The sequence below is a fragment of the Dehalococcoidia bacterium genome (assembly GCA_035310145.1).
Lineage (GTDB): Bacteria > Chloroflexota > Dehalococcoidia > CAUJGQ01 > CAUJGQ01 > CALFMN01.
In genome coordinates this window covers 76,010-91,444 of sequence record DATGEL010000015.1, presented here as the reverse complement: position 1 = coordinate 91,444, position 15,435 = coordinate 76,010, and the positions used below count along the sequence as shown (strand labels likewise).

Sequence of the window (15,435 nt, the reverse complement as noted above, 5' to 3'; positions counted from 1 at the left end):
CGGCGGTAGAGCCTCCGTGCCGTTCGCCGAAGTCGCCGTCAACGCCCCGCAGCGGTTTGGCCAGACCTTCAGCTACGCCGTGCCCGCGGGTCTGCGGCTGGCGCCGGGCGACGCGGTGCTGGTGCCCTTCGGTCCGCGCCGGCTGCCCGGCATCGTCATCGACGTCGGCGAGCAGGCCGCCTACCAGGGCGAGCTGCGTCCGATCGAGCAACGCCTGGGCGACGAGCCGCTGCTCCTGCCGCACCAGGTCCGCCTCGCCCGCTGGCTGGCCGAGCGCTACCTCGCGCCGTTGCCTGCGGCCCTGGCGATGGCGCTGCCGCCCGGCGCCCGCGCGCCGGCCGATCTGCTGCCGCCCGCCCGCGCCGCGCTGCCCGGCCTGCGCCTGCTCGGGAGCGCCGAGCAGGCCCTGCGCGTCCTGGCGCAGTTGCCGCCCGCCACGGCCGGCCGTGCCCTGCGCAGCGTGGCCGCGCTGCTGGAAGGCGGCGGCATGCGCTCGCTGCGAGAGCTGAGACGCGCCCACGGTCTCACCCCGGCGGTGGAGAAGGCGCTCATCGAAGCAGAGATTGTTGAATCTGCGGCGCTGCCGTCCGAGCCGCCGCGCTGCGCATCAGCCGAGGAACAGGCGCCGCGGGCGCACCGGTTGACCCCGGACCAGCAGCGCGCCGTGCAGGCGATCGGCCAGGCGATGCGCAACCGCTTCGCCGGCATTGGCGGGCCGGGTTCTTTCCTGCTGCACGGCGTCACGGGCAGCGGCAAGACGGAGGTCTACCTCGCCGCGCTCGACATCGCCCGCGCCCACGGCCGCCAGGGCATCGTGCTGGTGCCGGAGATCGCGCTCACGCCGCAGACGGAGCGGCGCTTCGCCGAGCGCTTCCCCGAGCGCGTGGCCGTGGCGCACGGCCGGCTCAGCCGCGCCCGCCGCCGCGCCCTCTGGTTCGCCGCCCGCGCCGGCGAAGTCGATGTCGTCGTCGGGCCGCGCTCCGCCCTGTTCGTGCCCGTGCCGCGCCCCGGCCTGATCGTGCTGGACGAGGAGCACGAGCCTTCCTACAAACAGTCCGACCCGGCGCCGCGCTACCACGCGCGCGAGGCCGCCGCCGAGCTGGCGCGGCTCAGCGGCGCCGTGCTGGTGCTGGGCAGCGCCACGCCCGACCTGGGCAGCTACCGCCGGGCGCAGACGCACGATGCCGCCCTGCTGCGCCTGCCGCAGCGGGTGGCGCCGCGCGCCGACGGTACGCCCGAGCCGGTGGCGCAGCCCGCGCTGGACGTGATCGACATGGCGCGCGAGCTGCGCGAGGGCAACGCCAACGTGCTCAGCCGCGCCCTGGACGCGGCGCTGGCGCACACGCTGGCCGAGGGCGAGCAGTCGCTGCTCTTTCTCAACCGCCGCGGCAGCGCCACACTCTTGCTCTGCCGCGACTGCGGCTACGCGCCGCGCTGTCCGCGCTGCTCTGTCTCCTACGCGTTGCACGCCGCGGCGGGCAAGCTGCTCTGCCACCACTGCCGCCACGCGCGCGGCGTGCCCACGCGTTGCCCAAAATGCCAAGGCCAGCGCTTCCGCCCGGTGGGCATCGGCACGCAGCGGCTTGAGGAGCTGGTGCGGGAGCGCTTTCCCGCCGCGCGCGTGCTGCGCTGGGACGGCGACACGGCGGGCACGCCGGCGAAGCATGCGGAGATGGCGGCCGCGGTGGCCGGGCATAAAGTCGATATCGTCGTCGGCACGCAGATCATCGCCAAGGGGCACGACTTCAGCGGCGTGACGCTCGTGGGCGTGGTCAGCGCCGACCTCTCGCTCAACATCCCCGACTTCCGCGCCGCCGAGCGGACCTTTCAACTGCTGGTGCAGGTGGCGGGCCGCGCCGGCCGCCGCGCGCGGCCCGGCCGTGTCTTCGTGCAGACCTACGCCCCCGGCCACTACGCCGTGCGCGCCGCCGCCGAGCAGGACTACGCCGCCTTTTACGCGCGCGAGGCCGCCTTTCGCCGCCAGCTCGCCTATCCGCCCTATGGCGCGCTGACGCGGCTGGTGCACGCCAACCGCAACGAGGCGGCGGCCGAGCAGCAGGCCGAGCGTTACGCGGCGAAGCTGCGCGCTGAGCGCCAGCGGCTCGGCCTGCCGGGGCCGGAGATCGTCGGCCCGGCGCCTTGCTACCTCAGCAAGCTGGCCGGCCGCTTCCGCTGGCAGATCCTGCTGCGCGGCGGCGCGTTTCGCGAGCTGCTGGCCGCCGTGCCCCCGCCTGCCGGCTGGATCATCGATGTCGAGCCGGTAGACGTGCTGTGAAGGCGGGCGGGTGGCCCTCAACCTCGCCCCCTGACCCCTCTCCTTCTCCCAATGATCCGTATCGCGTGGAACGCGATGTCCAATCAGAAGAAGGAGAGGGGCGATCCGGGGGAGGAAGTTCCGGGGCTGCGGCGCGTTTGCAGGCTGCTGTAGAGGCGCACGCCGCGCGCCCTTCGCGCCGGCCGAGCCACGCCTTCAGCCCCAAACTCCCGGACTGCGTCCCCCATCGCCCAATCCTGGGCGAGGGGGACAGGGGGTGAGGGCCGAGAGCCGCGATTGGCTCAGCGGCCGGCGCGGCCGCCGCGCCGGCCAGTGGCCCGGTGCTGCCGTTGCCCCTGGGCGTTGTGACGGCTGCCGCGTGTGCCGGCCGGCGGCGTGGCGCTGGGGCCGCGCCGCGGCGCCGGCGGGGTGCTCGGCGGTGGTGTCTGCGCCAGCGCGGCGCCGGGCAAGACGGTGGCCAGCGCCAGGACACCGCCGAGGACACCGGCCAGGGCCAGCCGGCTTTGAGTTCCACGCATCGCTCTGCCTCGCTTTCATGCTTCAGCCGCGGGGCGCGGCTCGCGCCCGCTCCCACGCGGCGTACAGGCAGACTCTGCACCCGGCGCATAACCTGTGCGTTGGCCGCAGATGTGCGTATTCACATGCAGCGTCGCCGTCGCCTGCCGCGCCCGCGGCGATCGGCGATCTATGATGGCGGAAAGCCCGACATGAGGCGGCGCCCTTGCTGATCGGCCTGATTTCAGACACGCACATTCCGGAATCCGCGCCGGAGATCTGGCCACAGGTCTACGAGGCATTCAAGGGCGTCGACCTGATCCTGCACGCCGGCGACCTGCACGTGCTCGACGTGGTGAACCGGCTGGAGCGGCTGGCGCCGATCTACGTGGCTCGCGGCAACGGCGACGACGGCGGCGCCGGCCGCCCCGTGGTGCCAGAAGACCCGCGCCTGCGCGACTCCTGGGTACTGGACCTCGCCGGCTTCAAGGTCGGCATGACGCACGCCTTCGAGTTCCCCGAGTGGCCGCCCCACCGCACCTTCGACACGATGTTGCAGTATGCCTTCGGCGGGCCCGTGGACATCGTGATCTGCGGTCACACGCACGTGACGATGGTGGAGAACTACAAGGGCGTGCTGATCGTCAATCCCGGCAGCCCCATGTTCCCGCGCAACATGAACACTTCGCTGGGCAACATCGGCTTCCTGGAGCTGGCGCGCGGCCGCGCCCGCGCCTGGATCGAACAGCTCGTCTAGCCGCGTGCTCACGCTGGAGACGCTGGCAGCGCTGCGTACCCCGGCCGGCGAGATGCTGCTGGCGGAAGCCGGCGCCATCGCGGCCGAATGGCCCGACCCGCTGCGCGCCATCACCCGCCTGCGCCGGCGCCATCCGCCGGAACTGGCAGCGGCCGCGCTGGAGACGGTGCAGCTACGCGCCCGTGCCGCCGCAAAGTTCCCCGAGGCGGCGCGCATGTTCTTCACCGCCGAGGCGCTGGAGCAGGCGAGCAGCGCCGCCGCCGCCGCGCACATCGCCGCGCGTTTCGCCGGCCAGGCAGGGTCCATTCAAGATGTCCTCGACCTGGGCTGCGGCCTCGGCGGCAACACGATCGCGCTGGCCCGCGTGGCGCGCGTCACGGCGATCGATCGCGACCCCCTGCGCCTTGCCCTGGCGCGGGCGAACGCCGAGGCCTGCGGCGTGGCTGAGCGCATCAGCTTCATGCAGGCCGACCTGCTGGACGACTCGCTGCCGGCGGCCGGCGCGGCCTTCTGCGACCCCGGCCGCCGCACGCCCGACGGCGCTCGCCTCTTCGACCCGCGCCGCTGGCAGCCGCCGCTCGATGCCGCGCTGCGACTGGCGGCGCGCTTCCCCGCCTTCGGCATCAAGGCCGCGCCGGGGATCCGCGACGCCGACCTGCCGCCCGGCTGCGAGGCCGAGTTCGTGCAGGAGGGGAGCACGCTCGGCATCGCCATGCTCTGGCTGGGCGCCTTCGCCGGCGCCGAGCGCCGCGCCACGCTGCTGCCTTCGGGCGAAACTCTGGGCTTCACGCCCCTCGAACCGGTGGCCGTGGCCGCGCCGCGTGCCGTGCTTTACGAGCCGCAGCCCGCCGCGATCCGTGCCCGCCTGCTGCAGCAGCTCGGCCATGCGCTTGACGCCACGCGCATCGACGAGACCACGGCGTTTCTGAGCGCGGACGCCGCGCGGCCGACGCCCTTCGCCACGGCCTACGCGATCGACGAGTGGCTGCCCTTCAACCTCAAGGCGCTGCAACGCCGCCTGCGCGCGCTGCGCGTCGGCCGCGTCGTCGTCAAGACGCGCGCCTCACCGCTCGACCCGCAGCAGCTCGAACGCTTGCTGAAGCTCGACGGCCCCGAAGAGCGCGTGCTCGTGCTCACGCGCGTGCTGGGCCGGCACGCGGCGCTGATCTGCCGGCGCGTTGACACGTCCGAGCGGGCTTCCTAGCATGTGGGAGGTTTCACAAACGTGTTACGCGGCGGGAGCGAGGCGGCGGCGCGGAGAGGCAAATGAAGGTGATCATCATGGGCTGCGGCCGTGTCGGCGCCCAGCTCGCCACGACGCTCGACCGCGAGGGGCACGACGTCACGGTGCTGGACACGACCAGCGCCGCCTTCGCCCGCCGCCTGCCGCCGGAGTTCCGTGGCCGCGCCATCGTCGGCAACGGCATCGACGTGGACGTGCTGCGCCGCGCCGGCATCGCCACCGCCGACGCCTTCGTGGCCGTGACGCAGGGCGACAACCGCAACGTGATGGCGGCTCAAGTCGCGCAGCACATCTTCAACGTGCCGCGCGTGGTCTGCCGCATCTACGACCCGATCCGCGAGGAGATCTACCACACGCTGGGCATCGAAACGATCAGCCCGACGAAGGTCGGGGCGCAACTGCTGAAAGACGCGCTGCTGCGCTGACGGGGCGATCACCGTGTACATCATCATCGTCGGCGGCGGCAAGGTCGGCTTCTACCTGGCCAGCGAGCTGGTGGCCGAGGGGCACGAGATCCTGGTGATCGAGCAGGAGCCGGCCAAGGTCGCGCGCATCAACGACGAGCTGGGCGACGTGGCCGTGCAGGGCGACGGCTGCGAGGCGGCCGTGCTGGAGAACGCCGGCACCGGCCGCGCAGACATGTTCATCGCCGTGACCGGCGACGACGAGGATAACCTCGTCTCCTGCCAGGTGGCGCGCAAGAAGTTCGACGTGCCGCGCACGATCGCCCGCCTGAACAACCCGAAGAACGCGCTGATCTTCAAGAAGCTCGGCATCGATACGACCGTGAGCGCCACGGCGGCGATCATGGCGCACATTGAGCAGGAGCTGCCGACGCATCATCTGATTCCGTTGCTTAGCCTGCGCGGCAGCGGCCTGCAGATCGTGGAGGCGCAGATCACGGACGACTCGCCCTCACTGGGCCGCAAGCTGAACGACCTGCTCCTGCCGCAGCAAACGCTGATCGCGCTGGTGATCGACGCCGGCGGACACCCGCACGTGCCCAACGCGGAGACCCAGCTCAGCACCGGCGACAAGGTGCTCGCCGTCACCCGCCCCGACGCCGAAGACACGCTGCGGCAGATTTTGATCGGCTGAGCGAGCGGCCCTCATCCTCACCCCCATCCCCCTCTCCTTCTCCCAATACTGGGCGAAGGAGAGGGGGCGATCCTGGGGAGGAAGGTCCGGGGCTGCGCCGGGTTAGCCGGTTCTCGTAGGGGCGCACGGCGTGCGCTCTTCGCGGCGCGGGCGCGACAGAGGCGTTCGCCGGCCGAGCTGTTTCGTGTGGGGCAAGGTCACAGGGTCATGCGTCCCTACGGTATGTGCTGCGGGCGCCCCAGCTACTCGCCTTCGGGCAGGCAGCGGGCGCCCGGTCGCGCACAGGCGGGCGTGCTGCCGAAGCGGGCGAACAGCCCGCGGTGCCCGGCCACCCAGGCGTAGCCGCGTTCGGCGAGCCAGCGCACGCCGGGCAGATTCATCGCCCGACCCAGCGCCGGCCATGACCCGCCGAGTTCTCGGAAGCTGCGCGCCACGGCGCCGGCGCCGCGGAACACGCGCCCGTTCCGCGCGATGGCGTAGATCTCCCGATCGACCTGTGCCCTGGTCAGGCCGAAGCGCTCCCGCACGCCCGGGGTCTGATTCGGCAGCGCCAGCACACGGCCGGCGGGATCGCGCGCCCGGATCCATTCCGCGCAACGCGTTCAGAACCCTCACCAGCCGTCGAACAGCACGACGAGCCGCGCCCGCTCCCAATCGCTTTGCACGCTTCCTGCCTTCGGGTGAAAGCCCGCTCCTGCCTGAACGGTAACGCACGCCCCCGGCGGCGCCATAGTGCTCCGAGGCCGGATGCCGGCTCTGATCGGGCAGGAAGACAGGGTTCAGCCCGAAGCTCGCAGGCCGCGCGCCCGCCAGGCGAGTCGCAGAAAGCGCGCCGAGAAGTCGCGGCTCCAAAAGCGGGCACGGCGCGGGGCGCGCTGCCCGCCCACGGCCGCCGATAGTTCGCGCTCGCGCAGCAGGGCGGCATCGCGCGCACTGCGGGGTTGAACGACTGCGCGGCGGTACTGCCAGTCGATCTCGCTCGACAGCCGGGTCAGCGGTCCGTGCGGCTCCATCGCGATCCTCCATCCCTCACTGCGCTGCTCTCAGGTGAACGTTGCCGTTGATCTGAAGGTAGCGGCAGCCGGAAACGCTGCCATCCCGGCAGCGCACCATTTTCAGCCGAGGATGAGCGCAGCAGCGGCGGGGCGGGATGGCGGCAACTATGCAGCCAGGGCGACCTGAACCTGCAGATCCTGACCAGGGCAGAGCGCGCGGCTACACAAGGTCGCGGCGCACTGCATAGGCGGTGGCGTCGGCGCGGCCGTGGGCGCCGATCTTGCCGTAGAGGTTGGCGACGTGCCGCTCAACCGTATGCACCGAGAGCACAAGCGCTGCGGCGATCTCCGCGTTGCTCCGGCCCGCGGCCAGCAGCCGCAGCACCTCGGACTCGCGCGCGGAGAGCCCATCGGGCAGCGCGGGGCGAACCGCCGCCGTGGCCGGCGCCTGCTCCAGCAGCGCCCGCGTCTTGCCGGCCCAGTAGTCCATGCCGATCTCATCGTAGAGGGCGCGCGCTTGCTCCAGCAGCTCGCGGGCGCGGGCCGCATCGCCCCGCCGGCCGCGCCGCCGCAGCAGCCCGGCGAAGTCGCGCGCCGTGTCCGCCGTCGGCACCTTCATGCCCGTGCGCGTGTTCAGCGCCAGCGCGGCCGCGAAATGCCGCTCAGCATCGTCGAGGCGCTCGAGTGTCTCGGCGAGCTGCCCCAGGAAACGGTCAACGGCGCCAAGGGCATACTCGATGACCGGCATCGGGACGGCGTTCTGCCCTGCTGACGGGAGCATCATTTCGTAGAGGACGCCGGCCACGCCTCGCTCGCCCAGCTCATGGCTGACCTGGGCGAGCACGATGAGGGTTGGCAGCCACACCCAGTTCCGGGCCAGCGTGCGCACGCCGCGCTCGGCGAGTGCGGCGAGGATCGATCGTGCCTCCTCTTGCCGCCCCGTCTCGGCGAGCAGCAGCGCGATGGCCGCGTGTGAGAGCGGGAACTCCGGGAGTTCCCGCGCAACCTCCCGCAGCGCGTCTTCTCCGGCCTCAAACTGGCCAGACTGGCGGCCCTGCGAAAACGCATGCAGAGCGGTCATGAGTCGAAACCAGGGGTGTTGAACGCGGAGGGTCAGGACGTCCATCTCTTGCCGGTGCCGCGCTGCATCCTCGAGCCGCCCGTCGCGAAACGCCTGGAACTCGCGCCAATTGATCCCGGTAAGCCGGTACTGCGGTTGGCGAAGCGACTCGACCAAACGGACGATGATGTCGATCTCCCGATCGGCGGCTGCCATCTCTCCACGTCGCACCAGGTTGCGAATGCGCCAGCGACGGCCCTTGTAGCGCAGGTCGGGGTCGGCGATCCGCTCCGCCACCTCGATCAGCTCGGCTGCCACCAGCTCGGGTTCGGTCAGGTCTTCGGCGCCCCCCAGCGCCCAGTAGCGTTCGTTCAGGGTGAAGGCCAGCGTCCGCGCGTCGCCCAGCCGGCGCGCCATCGCCACGGCCTCCGCTGTCAAGGCGAGGCTGCGTGCCTCGTGATCGCCGCGCCACAACAGCACCTCGGCCAGCAGCCCGAGCACGCGGGTTTTCACGGCGCTGTCTCCCTCGGCAAGTCCTGTCAGCGCGTCTTCGAGCAACTCGATCGATGGTGTGGCGTCGCTGCCGGCGCCGGAGACCTCCGCATAGCCCAATGCCGCGCGCGCCCGTTGCTCGGCCGTGCCGCCGGCCCGCGCGGCGCGCAGAAACGTCTCCTTCCACGCGGGAAACGCGGCGGCCCGCCACTGCGCCTCGCCCAGCGCCAGCAGCAACTCGCAGTGTTCCTGCGCCGTGGCCGCGGCGCCCGCGGCCACCGCCTCCAGCGCGCCCTGCCAGTGTGCGGCTGCTTCCTCCCAGGCGAAAACCGTCAGCGCTGCCTCCGCCGCCTGCTTCGCGTACGCCAGCAGCTTCTCCGGGTCGGCCGCGGCGCCGGCCTGGCGGTAGTGCCCGGCGAGTGCCGCGGCGTGCGGCGCCAGGTGGCGGGCATGAACGCGTTCCAGCGCCTCGGCGGCGCGCAGGTGCAGCCGCTGGCGGCGCGGCAGGCTCAGCTCCTCTAGCAGCGTCTGGCGCAGCAGGGCATGCGCGAAGCGGTACTGCCCGCCCTCTTCGTGCAGTACGCCTGCCGCCGTCGCCTCCTCCAGCGCCGCCGTCAGCGCCGTCCAGTCGCCGGCATCCATCGCCAGCAGCACCTCGAAGCCGTTCTCCTCGCCCAACACTGCCGCCGCCTGCAGGGCGCGGTTCGTCTCCGGCTGCAGCCGCGCCAGGCGCCGGCCGATCACCTCGCGCACGCCCTCGGGAATGCCCCAGGCGGCCACGGCGGCGTGTGGGTCAGACAGATCCCGGCCCTGCTCGCGCAGGTGGCGCACCACCTCCTCGATGAAGAACGGGTTGCCCTGCGTCTCCGCCGCCACGGCCCGCGCCACCGCGTCCGAAGGCGCCGCGCCCGCGAGGCCGGCGATCAGGGCGCGGGCGTCTGCCTCGTCCAGCGCGTTCACGGGAACGCGTTCATACAGCCGCTCACGGCGCAGCTCGGCGAGCACATCGGAGAGCGGGTGGCCGCGGCTGAGGTCGGTGGTGCGGTAGGCGCCGACGACGAGCAGGCGGCCTTCGGCGGCGCGGCGGGCCAGGTGTTGCAGCAACAGCAGCGTGGGCTTGTCGGCCCAGTGCAGGTCGTCGAGCAGCAGTACGGCGCCGCTCTCGGCAGCATGGGCGATGACGAGCAGCGCGTCGCAGACGGCCTCGAACAGGCGGTAGCGGTCGGGCTCGCCGGCCGGCGGGAGCAGCTCAGGCAGCCGCCCGCGCAGCTCGGGCAGCAGCCGGGCAAGGTCCACGGCGCCGTCGCCGAGCTGGGCGGCCAGCGTCTCCGGCGGCGTACGACGGATGTGACCGCGCAGCGCCTCGACGAAGGACAGGTAGGGCGGCAGCCCTTCATCTTCATAAGCGCGGCCCGCGAGCACGTCCCAGCCCTGGCCGCGCGCCTCTACGGCCAGCTCGGTGAGGAGGCGTGTCTTACCAATGCCGGGCTCGCCGGCCAGCAGAACGACGCCGCCCCTGCCGGCCGCGGCCGCATCGAGCCGCTGATGCAAGGCGCCGCGCTCGCGACTGCGGCCGACCAGACTGGAGCGCTGCGCCGGCAGGGCAAACGGCGGCGCGGGCGGGGCGATGGCCGCGGCGGGCGGCCGCGCCGGCCCGCCGAACGTCGCCTGCTCCGCCGCGCTCAGCGCCAGCGCCTCGGCCAGCCGCCGCAGCGTGTGCGGAGAGGGATAGCGCCGGCGCCCGCGCTCCAGGGCGACGATCGCCGCTGCGGTGAGTCCTGCCCGCTCGGCCAGCTCTTCCTGCGTGAGACCGGCGCGCTCGCGGTAGCGGCGCAGCCGGGCGCCGAAGGTCAGCTCCGCATCGGTCATCGTGCAACGGCGCTCCCGGTGGTCTGGCGCTCGAACGGACCGGCACAGCCGCTGCCGGCGGGACGCACACGAGCATTGCGCGACGGGCAAACGCTCAGCGCCCATCATGCTCCGCCTACGTATGCGCTTCAACTGTGCGGGCGAGTGTGAGGGTAAGTGTCAAGGTAGCGTGCATGGCCGGCGTGCGGCCGCGGGGCGATGCTGGCAGCACCGGATGGGACATGGCGCCTGCCCCGCCGGACGGCATCGGAACCCGGACACCTCGATCGGCACGCACCTCCTGGCTGGCCATGCCAGCAAAGCACTGTAAGGAGCCGAACCCGTGCGATACCTCACTCTCTCCAGCCACGTGCTGCGGCACGGAAAGTTCGCCCTCATCGCCGGCGGCCTGGGCCTCGCGACGGTCGCGGCCGTGCGCGCCGGCCCTGCCACGACGCCGGGCGTAATCTCCGCCTGTGTGAACAACAGCAGCGGCACGATTCACATCGTCGACGCGACGACGACCTGCGCGACGAACGAGATGTTCGTCAGCTGGAACAGTCAAGGCATCCAGGGACCCGCCGGCCCCGCCGGCCCCGTTGGCCCCGTCGGTCCGCAGGGTCCGGCCGGCCCACAAGGCCCTTCGGGCGTCACCGGCTACCACATCGCCTCCATCGTCGATCAAGATGTCGGCAACTTCACGCAGTTGGAAGTCGATTGCAACGCGGGCGAGCATGTGCTGGGCGGCGGGGCCGAGGCGCTTGGGACCGTCTCGATTCTCAACCGCACGAGCCCCAACGGTAACGGCACGGGCTGGATCGCCGTGGGCCATCAGCCCGGCTTCACCAGCGTTGGGCTGTCCGTCTATGCAATCTGCGCGACGGTGAGTTAGTCCACCGCGAAGCATCGCGCCCGGCCGGGGTTCGCCTCTCACGGCGAACCCCGGCCCTCGTCTGCTCCACCGTGGCCCGCCCGTGCGGCGGGCTGTGCTGCGTGCCGGGCTCGGTCCAGCGCCGCACATCTGCAAGCTGGCTGAAGGCAAGAAGTACCTTACGCGGCCTGCCGCGCGCGGCGGCGGCCATGGCGCTGGAGATAAACGGGCGGAGGCCGAAGCTTGGCCTCCGCCCAGCGTCTGCCCGGAATCGAACAGCCGCGCTCACGAGAAGCCCGCGGCCGCTTCGTCCCAGCCGGGGATGAACTTGCGCCAGCCTTCTTGGCGTTCGAGGTACTGGTAAAAAATGTAGTAGCTGCTGACGTGCGGGCGCGCCGGCTCGCGGATCAGGCGCATGCGCGCCTCGGTCGGCGTGCGGCCGGCCTTGCGGTGGTTGCACGTTTTGCAGGCGGCCACCAGGTTCTCCCAGGTGTGCCGCCCGCCGCGGTGGCGGGGAAAGACGTGGTCCAGCGTCAGCTCGCGCAGTTGCTTGCCGCAGTACTGGCAGGTGTAGCGGTCGCGCACGAAGACCTCGCGCCGCGTCAGCCGCATCTGCGGACGCGGCCGCTTGACCATGTAGACCAGGCGGATCACCGAAGGCAGGGGGAAGAACGCGCGCGGGCTGCGCATCATGCCGCGCCCGTGTTCGAGAACCTCCGCCTTTCCCCGGTTGAGGAGGGTGAAGGCCCGACGGGCGTTGCAGACGTTCAGGGGCTCGTAGTTCTGATTGAGAACAAGTACGGAAGGCTCCACTAACGCACGCTCACGCGGCCGAACGGTCATCTGCGCTGTGACAGCATTCTAGCATCGGCCGCGGCAGGGCAGCAACGGCGCGGGCCGCCGTCAGAACACACGCACCTTGGCACGGAACAGGCCCGGCAGCAGGTTCAGCAGCCAGGGCACGCCCTTGAGGAAGACCGGCGCCAGCAGCGACTTGTCGATCGCCGACGCCGCCCACACGGCCGCGGGAAAGACGACGAAGGCGATCAGCAGCAGCTCGACGATCACGCAGGCCTTGACGAAGCCGAAGATCAGCCCCAGCGCCTGGTCGGCCGAGCCCAACTTCAGCAGGTTGCCCGCCTGGTCCGTGGTGCCGCCGATCAGGTGCGCGGCCAGCACGCAGGCCACGAAGATCGCCAGGAACGCTACCAGCCGGTCGGTGTCCTGGCTGTCGTAGACGATCTTCACGTCGTCCGCCAGCCGCGGATAGAGGTGCCCGGCCAGCGTCACGCCGATCAGCGCCCCGGCGAGCGCGATCAACTCCCGCACCAGGCCCGTGGAGAGCCCGTTGAAGGTGAACCACACCACGATCAGGATGATCACGAGATCGACCCAGTTCACGGCCGGTCTCCGCTGTCAGTTCGGCAAGGGTGAGGTCGGACGCGGCTCGGGCGGCACCGGTGTGCGCAGCCGCGGCAGCGCCACGCCACGCGGCCGGCCGGCGGGCGCCGGCGTGGGCACCGCTGCCGGGCGGTTCTGGCGTGCCCGCGGCGCCCGCGCCGCCTGGCGCTCTACCGGGCGCTCGGCGTGCCAGCCATGGAAGGCCGTGCTCAGCACGTCCCGCATGTCGCGGGCGAACACGAAGGTCAGGCCGCGGCGCACGCTCACCGGCACTTCATCCAGATCGGGCCGGTTCTTCTGCGGCAGCACAAACGTCGTAATGCCGGCGCGGTGCGCGGCCAGCACCTTCTCCTTGACGCCGCCCACCGGCAGCACGCGGCCGCGCAGGGTGATCTCGCCCGTCATCGCCACCTGGCGGTCGATCGGCCGGCCGGTGAAGACGGAGATCAGCGCCGTCGCCATCGTGATGCCGGCCGAGGGGCCGTCCTTCGGCACCGCGCCCGCGGGCACGTGCACATGGATGTCCTGCTTCTCCTGCTCCTGCAGCGGCAGCCCCAGCTCGGCCGCGCGCGAGCGGGCGTAGGAGAGCGCCGCCTGCACCGACTCGCGCATCACTTCGCCGAGCTGGCCGGTGAGGATCAGGTTGCCCTTGCCGGGCATCAGCGTCACTTCCACGCTGAGCACGTCGCCGCCCTGCTCCGTGCGCGCCACGCCCGTGGCCACCCCGATCTCGTCCCGCTCCTCGGCCATGCCCCAGAACGCCTTCTGCGCGCCGAGGTAGCGCTTGAGGCTCGCCGGGCTGAGGCGCACCGTGCGTGCATTGCCCTCGGCCACGCGCCGCGCGACCTTGCGGCAGATCTGGCCGATCTCGCGCTCCAGGCCGCGCACGCCGGCCTCGTGCGTGTACTCGCGCACGATCGTGCGCAGCGCCGCGTCTGAGAAGATGGCGGCTTCCGCTTCAAGGCCGTTCTCCGCCACCTGCTTCGGCACGAGGAAGCGGCGGGCGATGTGCAGCTTCTCGTCCTCGGTGTAGCCGGAGAGCTCGATCACCTCCAGCCGGTCGCGCAGCGCCGGGATGATCGGATCGAGCATGTTCGCCGTGGTGATAAACAGCACCTGCGAGAGGTCGTAGGGCACGTCGAGATAGTGGTCGGAGAAGGCGGTGTTCTGCTCCGGGTCCAGCGCTTCCAGCAGCGCCGAGGAAGGGTCGCCGCGGAAGTCGGTGCCGACCTTGTCGATCTCGTCCAGCATAAACACCGGGTTGACCGTGCCCACGCTGCGCATCATGTGCAGGATGCGGCCGGGCATGGCGCCGACGTAGGTACGGCGGTGGCCGCGGATCTCCGCCTCGTCGCGGATGCCGCCCAGGCTGACGCGAGCGAACTTGCGGCCCAGCGCCTCCGCGATCGAGCGGCCCAGGCTGGTCTTGCCCACGCCGGGCGGCCCGACGAAGCAGAGGATCGGGCTGCGATGCTTCTCCCGCGCCAGGCTGCGCACGGCCATAAACTCGAGCACGCGCTCTTTGACGCGGCGCAGGCCGTAGTGGTTGTGGTCGAGGATCTCGGCGGCGCGCTTCAGGTCGAGGTTGTCCTGCGTGCGCTTCGTCCAGGGCAGCGCCACCAGCCAGTCCACGTAGCCGCGGATCACGCTGGTCTCCGGCGCGGCCAGCGGCATCTGCTCCAGCCGGCGCAGCTCCTCCTCGGCCTTCTCCGCGACCTCCTGCGGCATGCCGGCGGCGGCGACCTTCTCGCGCAGGTTGGCGACCTCGCGCGCCTGCGGGTCGATCTCGCCCAGCTCCTTCTGGATCGCCTTGAGCTGCTCGCGCAGGAAGTACTCGCGCTGCGACTTATCGACCTCCTCCTGCACCTGGTTGTGGATGCGGCTCTGCAGCTCCAGCACGTCAAGTTCGCGCGCCAGGATGATGTTGATGCGCTGCAGCCGCTCGCCCACATCCAGCGTGGAGAGGATCGCCTGCGCCTCGCCGTCGTCCAGCTCCAGCGAGGAGGCGACGAAATCGGCCAGCCAGCCCGGCTTCTCGATGTTCATCGCCATCACGTAGGCGTCTTCAGGCAATGTGGGCGAGAGCTGCACGACCTTCTCGAACAGCGCCAGCACGGCGCGCATCAGCGCCTCGGTGGCGACGGGGCGCTCGTCATCTTCGAGGATCGGCGTGACGCGCACCTGGTAGTACGGCTCGGTGAAGACGATCTCGTCGATACGCAGCCGGCGCTGGCCCTGGGCCCAGACCTGCGTGGTGCCGTCGGGCAGACGCAGGGCGCGGTTGATCACCGCCTCGGTGGCGATCGGGTAGATGTCTTCGAGGCGCAGGTCGGTCAGCGCCGCGTCGCGCTGGGTGACCACCGCGACCTCATAGCCGCGGGCCGTCGCTTCGTCCACGGCGCGTACGGAGGTGCGCCGGCCGACGAGGATCGGCGCGGCCACGTTGGGAAAGAGCACGCCACGGCGGCGTGGCAGCAGCGGCAGCAGGAAACTGCGCGGCTGAGAGCGTCTACGGGGCACGACACCTACCCTGGCAAGCGCACTGCCTATGCGAACAGGCGTTCAACGGCAGAAAACGCGCGGAAAGCTCAAGCAAGCGATGCAAGCGCGCCGGATCTGCCGTTCACATGCCCATTCGCCGGCGGTTGCTGCACGTTCGACTATACGTGCCGGCACAACGACGTCGGCGGGTTCTTATGCGTTGCTGGTCAACTCGACGGCCGTTTACGCCGCCAGCATGCCGGCTCGTTTATATGGTATCACGCCGTGGGGGCACGGCCGGGCGGGGCGCCTATCCCTGGTTTCGCCTGTCCTCAGACAACCCTTCTCCGTGGGGAAGGGAGACGCGGCGTACTTCAGATCGCCGCGGGGCGGCGATGTCGAAGCAACGCGGGGCTAGG

At 71.5% G+C, this 15,435-nt stretch carries 12 protein-coding genes and 1 pseudogene; 6 read left to right on the top strand and 7 right to left on the bottom strand.

Translation table 11 applies throughout. The features are described from left to right. The first annotated feature begins 16 nt into the window (after positions 1-16). Complete coding sequence (priA, locus tag VKV26_02815; GenBank protein ID HLZ68820.1) at positions 17-2,275, top strand: primosomal protein N'; 2,259 nt, start codon at positions 17-19, stop codon at positions 2,273-2,275. Between the two features lie 281 nt (positions 2,276-2,556). Here priA and VKV26_02810 read toward each other — a convergent pair whose 3' ends face one another. Further along, positions 2,557-2,793, bottom strand: a complete 237-nt coding sequence (locus tag VKV26_02810) for a hypothetical protein (GenBank protein ID HLZ68819.1) — start codon at positions 2,791-2,793, stop codon at positions 2,557-2,559. Between the two features lie 203 nt (positions 2,794-2,996). Between VKV26_02810 and VKV26_02805 the strand changes: the two genes are divergently transcribed. The 4 genes from VKV26_02805 to VKV26_02790 all read left to right on the top strand — a co-directional run bounded on the left by VKV26_02805 (position 2,997) and on the right by VKV26_02790 (position 5,868). Then, positions 2,997-3,527 (top strand): metallophosphoesterase family protein, encoded by a 531-nt coding sequence (locus tag VKV26_02805; protein HLZ68818.1) that lies wholly within the window; start codon positions 2,997-2,999, stop codon positions 3,525-3,527. A gap of 4 nt (positions 3,528-3,531) precedes the next feature. After that, complete coding sequence (locus VKV26_02800) at positions 3,532-4,731, top strand: class I SAM-dependent methyltransferase (GenBank protein ID HLZ68817.1); 1,200 nt, start codon at positions 3,532-3,534, stop codon at positions 4,729-4,731. Positions 4,732-4,793: 62 nt separating this feature from the next. Then, the gene (locus tag VKV26_02795) at positions 4,794-5,195 is read left to right on the top strand and encodes a TrkA family potassium uptake protein (protein ID HLZ68816.1); all 402 of its coding nucleotides are present in this window, start codon (positions 4,794-4,796) and stop codon (positions 5,193-5,195) included. Positions 5,196-5,208: 13 nt separating this feature from the next. After that, positions 5,209-5,868 (top strand): TrkA family potassium uptake protein, encoded by a 660-nt coding sequence (locus VKV26_02790; GenBank protein HLZ68815.1) that lies wholly within the window; start codon positions 5,209-5,211, stop codon positions 5,866-5,868. 242 nt (positions 5,869-6,110) lie between these two features. On the opposite strand, the pseudogene VKV26_02785 reads toward VKV26_02790, so the two are convergent. The 3 genes and pseudogenes from VKV26_02785 to VKV26_02775 all read right to left on the bottom strand — a co-directional run bounded on the left by VKV26_02785 (position 6,111) and on the right by VKV26_02775 (position 10,284). After that, positions 6,111-6,455: pseudogene (locus tag VKV26_02785) on the bottom strand (DCC1-like thiol-disulfide oxidoreductase family protein). Between the two features lie 192 nt (positions 6,456-6,647). Continuing rightward, positions 6,648-6,881 carry a hypothetical protein gene (locus VKV26_02780; GenBank protein HLZ68814.1) on the bottom strand — a complete coding sequence of 78 codons (234 nt, stop codon included), beginning with the start codon at positions 6,879-6,881 and terminating at the stop codon, positions 6,648-6,650. 202 nt (positions 6,882-7,083) lie between these two features. After that, the gene (locus tag VKV26_02775) at positions 7,084-10,284 is read right to left on the bottom strand and encodes an AAA family ATPase (GenBank protein ID HLZ68813.1); all 3,201 of its coding nucleotides are present in this window, start codon (positions 10,282-10,284) and stop codon (positions 7,084-7,086) included. A 322-nt stretch (positions 10,285-10,606) separates the two neighbouring features. On the opposite strand from VKV26_02775, the gene VKV26_02770 reads away from it, so the two are divergent. Further along, the gene (locus VKV26_02770; protein HLZ68812.1) at positions 10,607-11,155 is read left to right on the top strand and encodes a hypothetical protein; all 549 of its coding nucleotides are present in this window, start codon (positions 10,607-10,609) and stop codon (positions 11,153-11,155) included. Between the two features lie 264 nt (positions 11,156-11,419). Here VKV26_02770 and VKV26_02765 read toward each other — a convergent pair whose 3' ends face one another. The 3 genes from VKV26_02765 to lon all read right to left on the bottom strand — a co-directional run bounded on the left by VKV26_02765 (position 11,420) and on the right by lon (position 15,055). Beyond that, positions 11,420-11,824 (bottom strand): HNH endonuclease, encoded by a 405-nt coding sequence (locus tag VKV26_02765; protein ID HLZ68811.1) that lies wholly within the window; start codon positions 11,822-11,824, stop codon positions 11,420-11,422. A gap of 213 nt (positions 11,825-12,037) precedes the next feature. Next, positions 12,038-12,535 (bottom strand): CvpA family protein, encoded by a 498-nt coding sequence (locus VKV26_02760; protein HLZ68810.1) that lies wholly within the window; start codon positions 12,533-12,535, stop codon positions 12,038-12,040. Between the two features lie 15 nt (positions 12,536-12,550). Beyond that, positions 12,551-15,055, bottom strand: a complete 2,505-nt coding sequence (gene lon, locus VKV26_02755; GenBank protein HLZ68809.1) for an endopeptidase La — start codon at positions 15,053-15,055, stop codon at positions 12,551-12,553. Positions 15,056-15,435 lie beyond the last annotated feature (380 nt).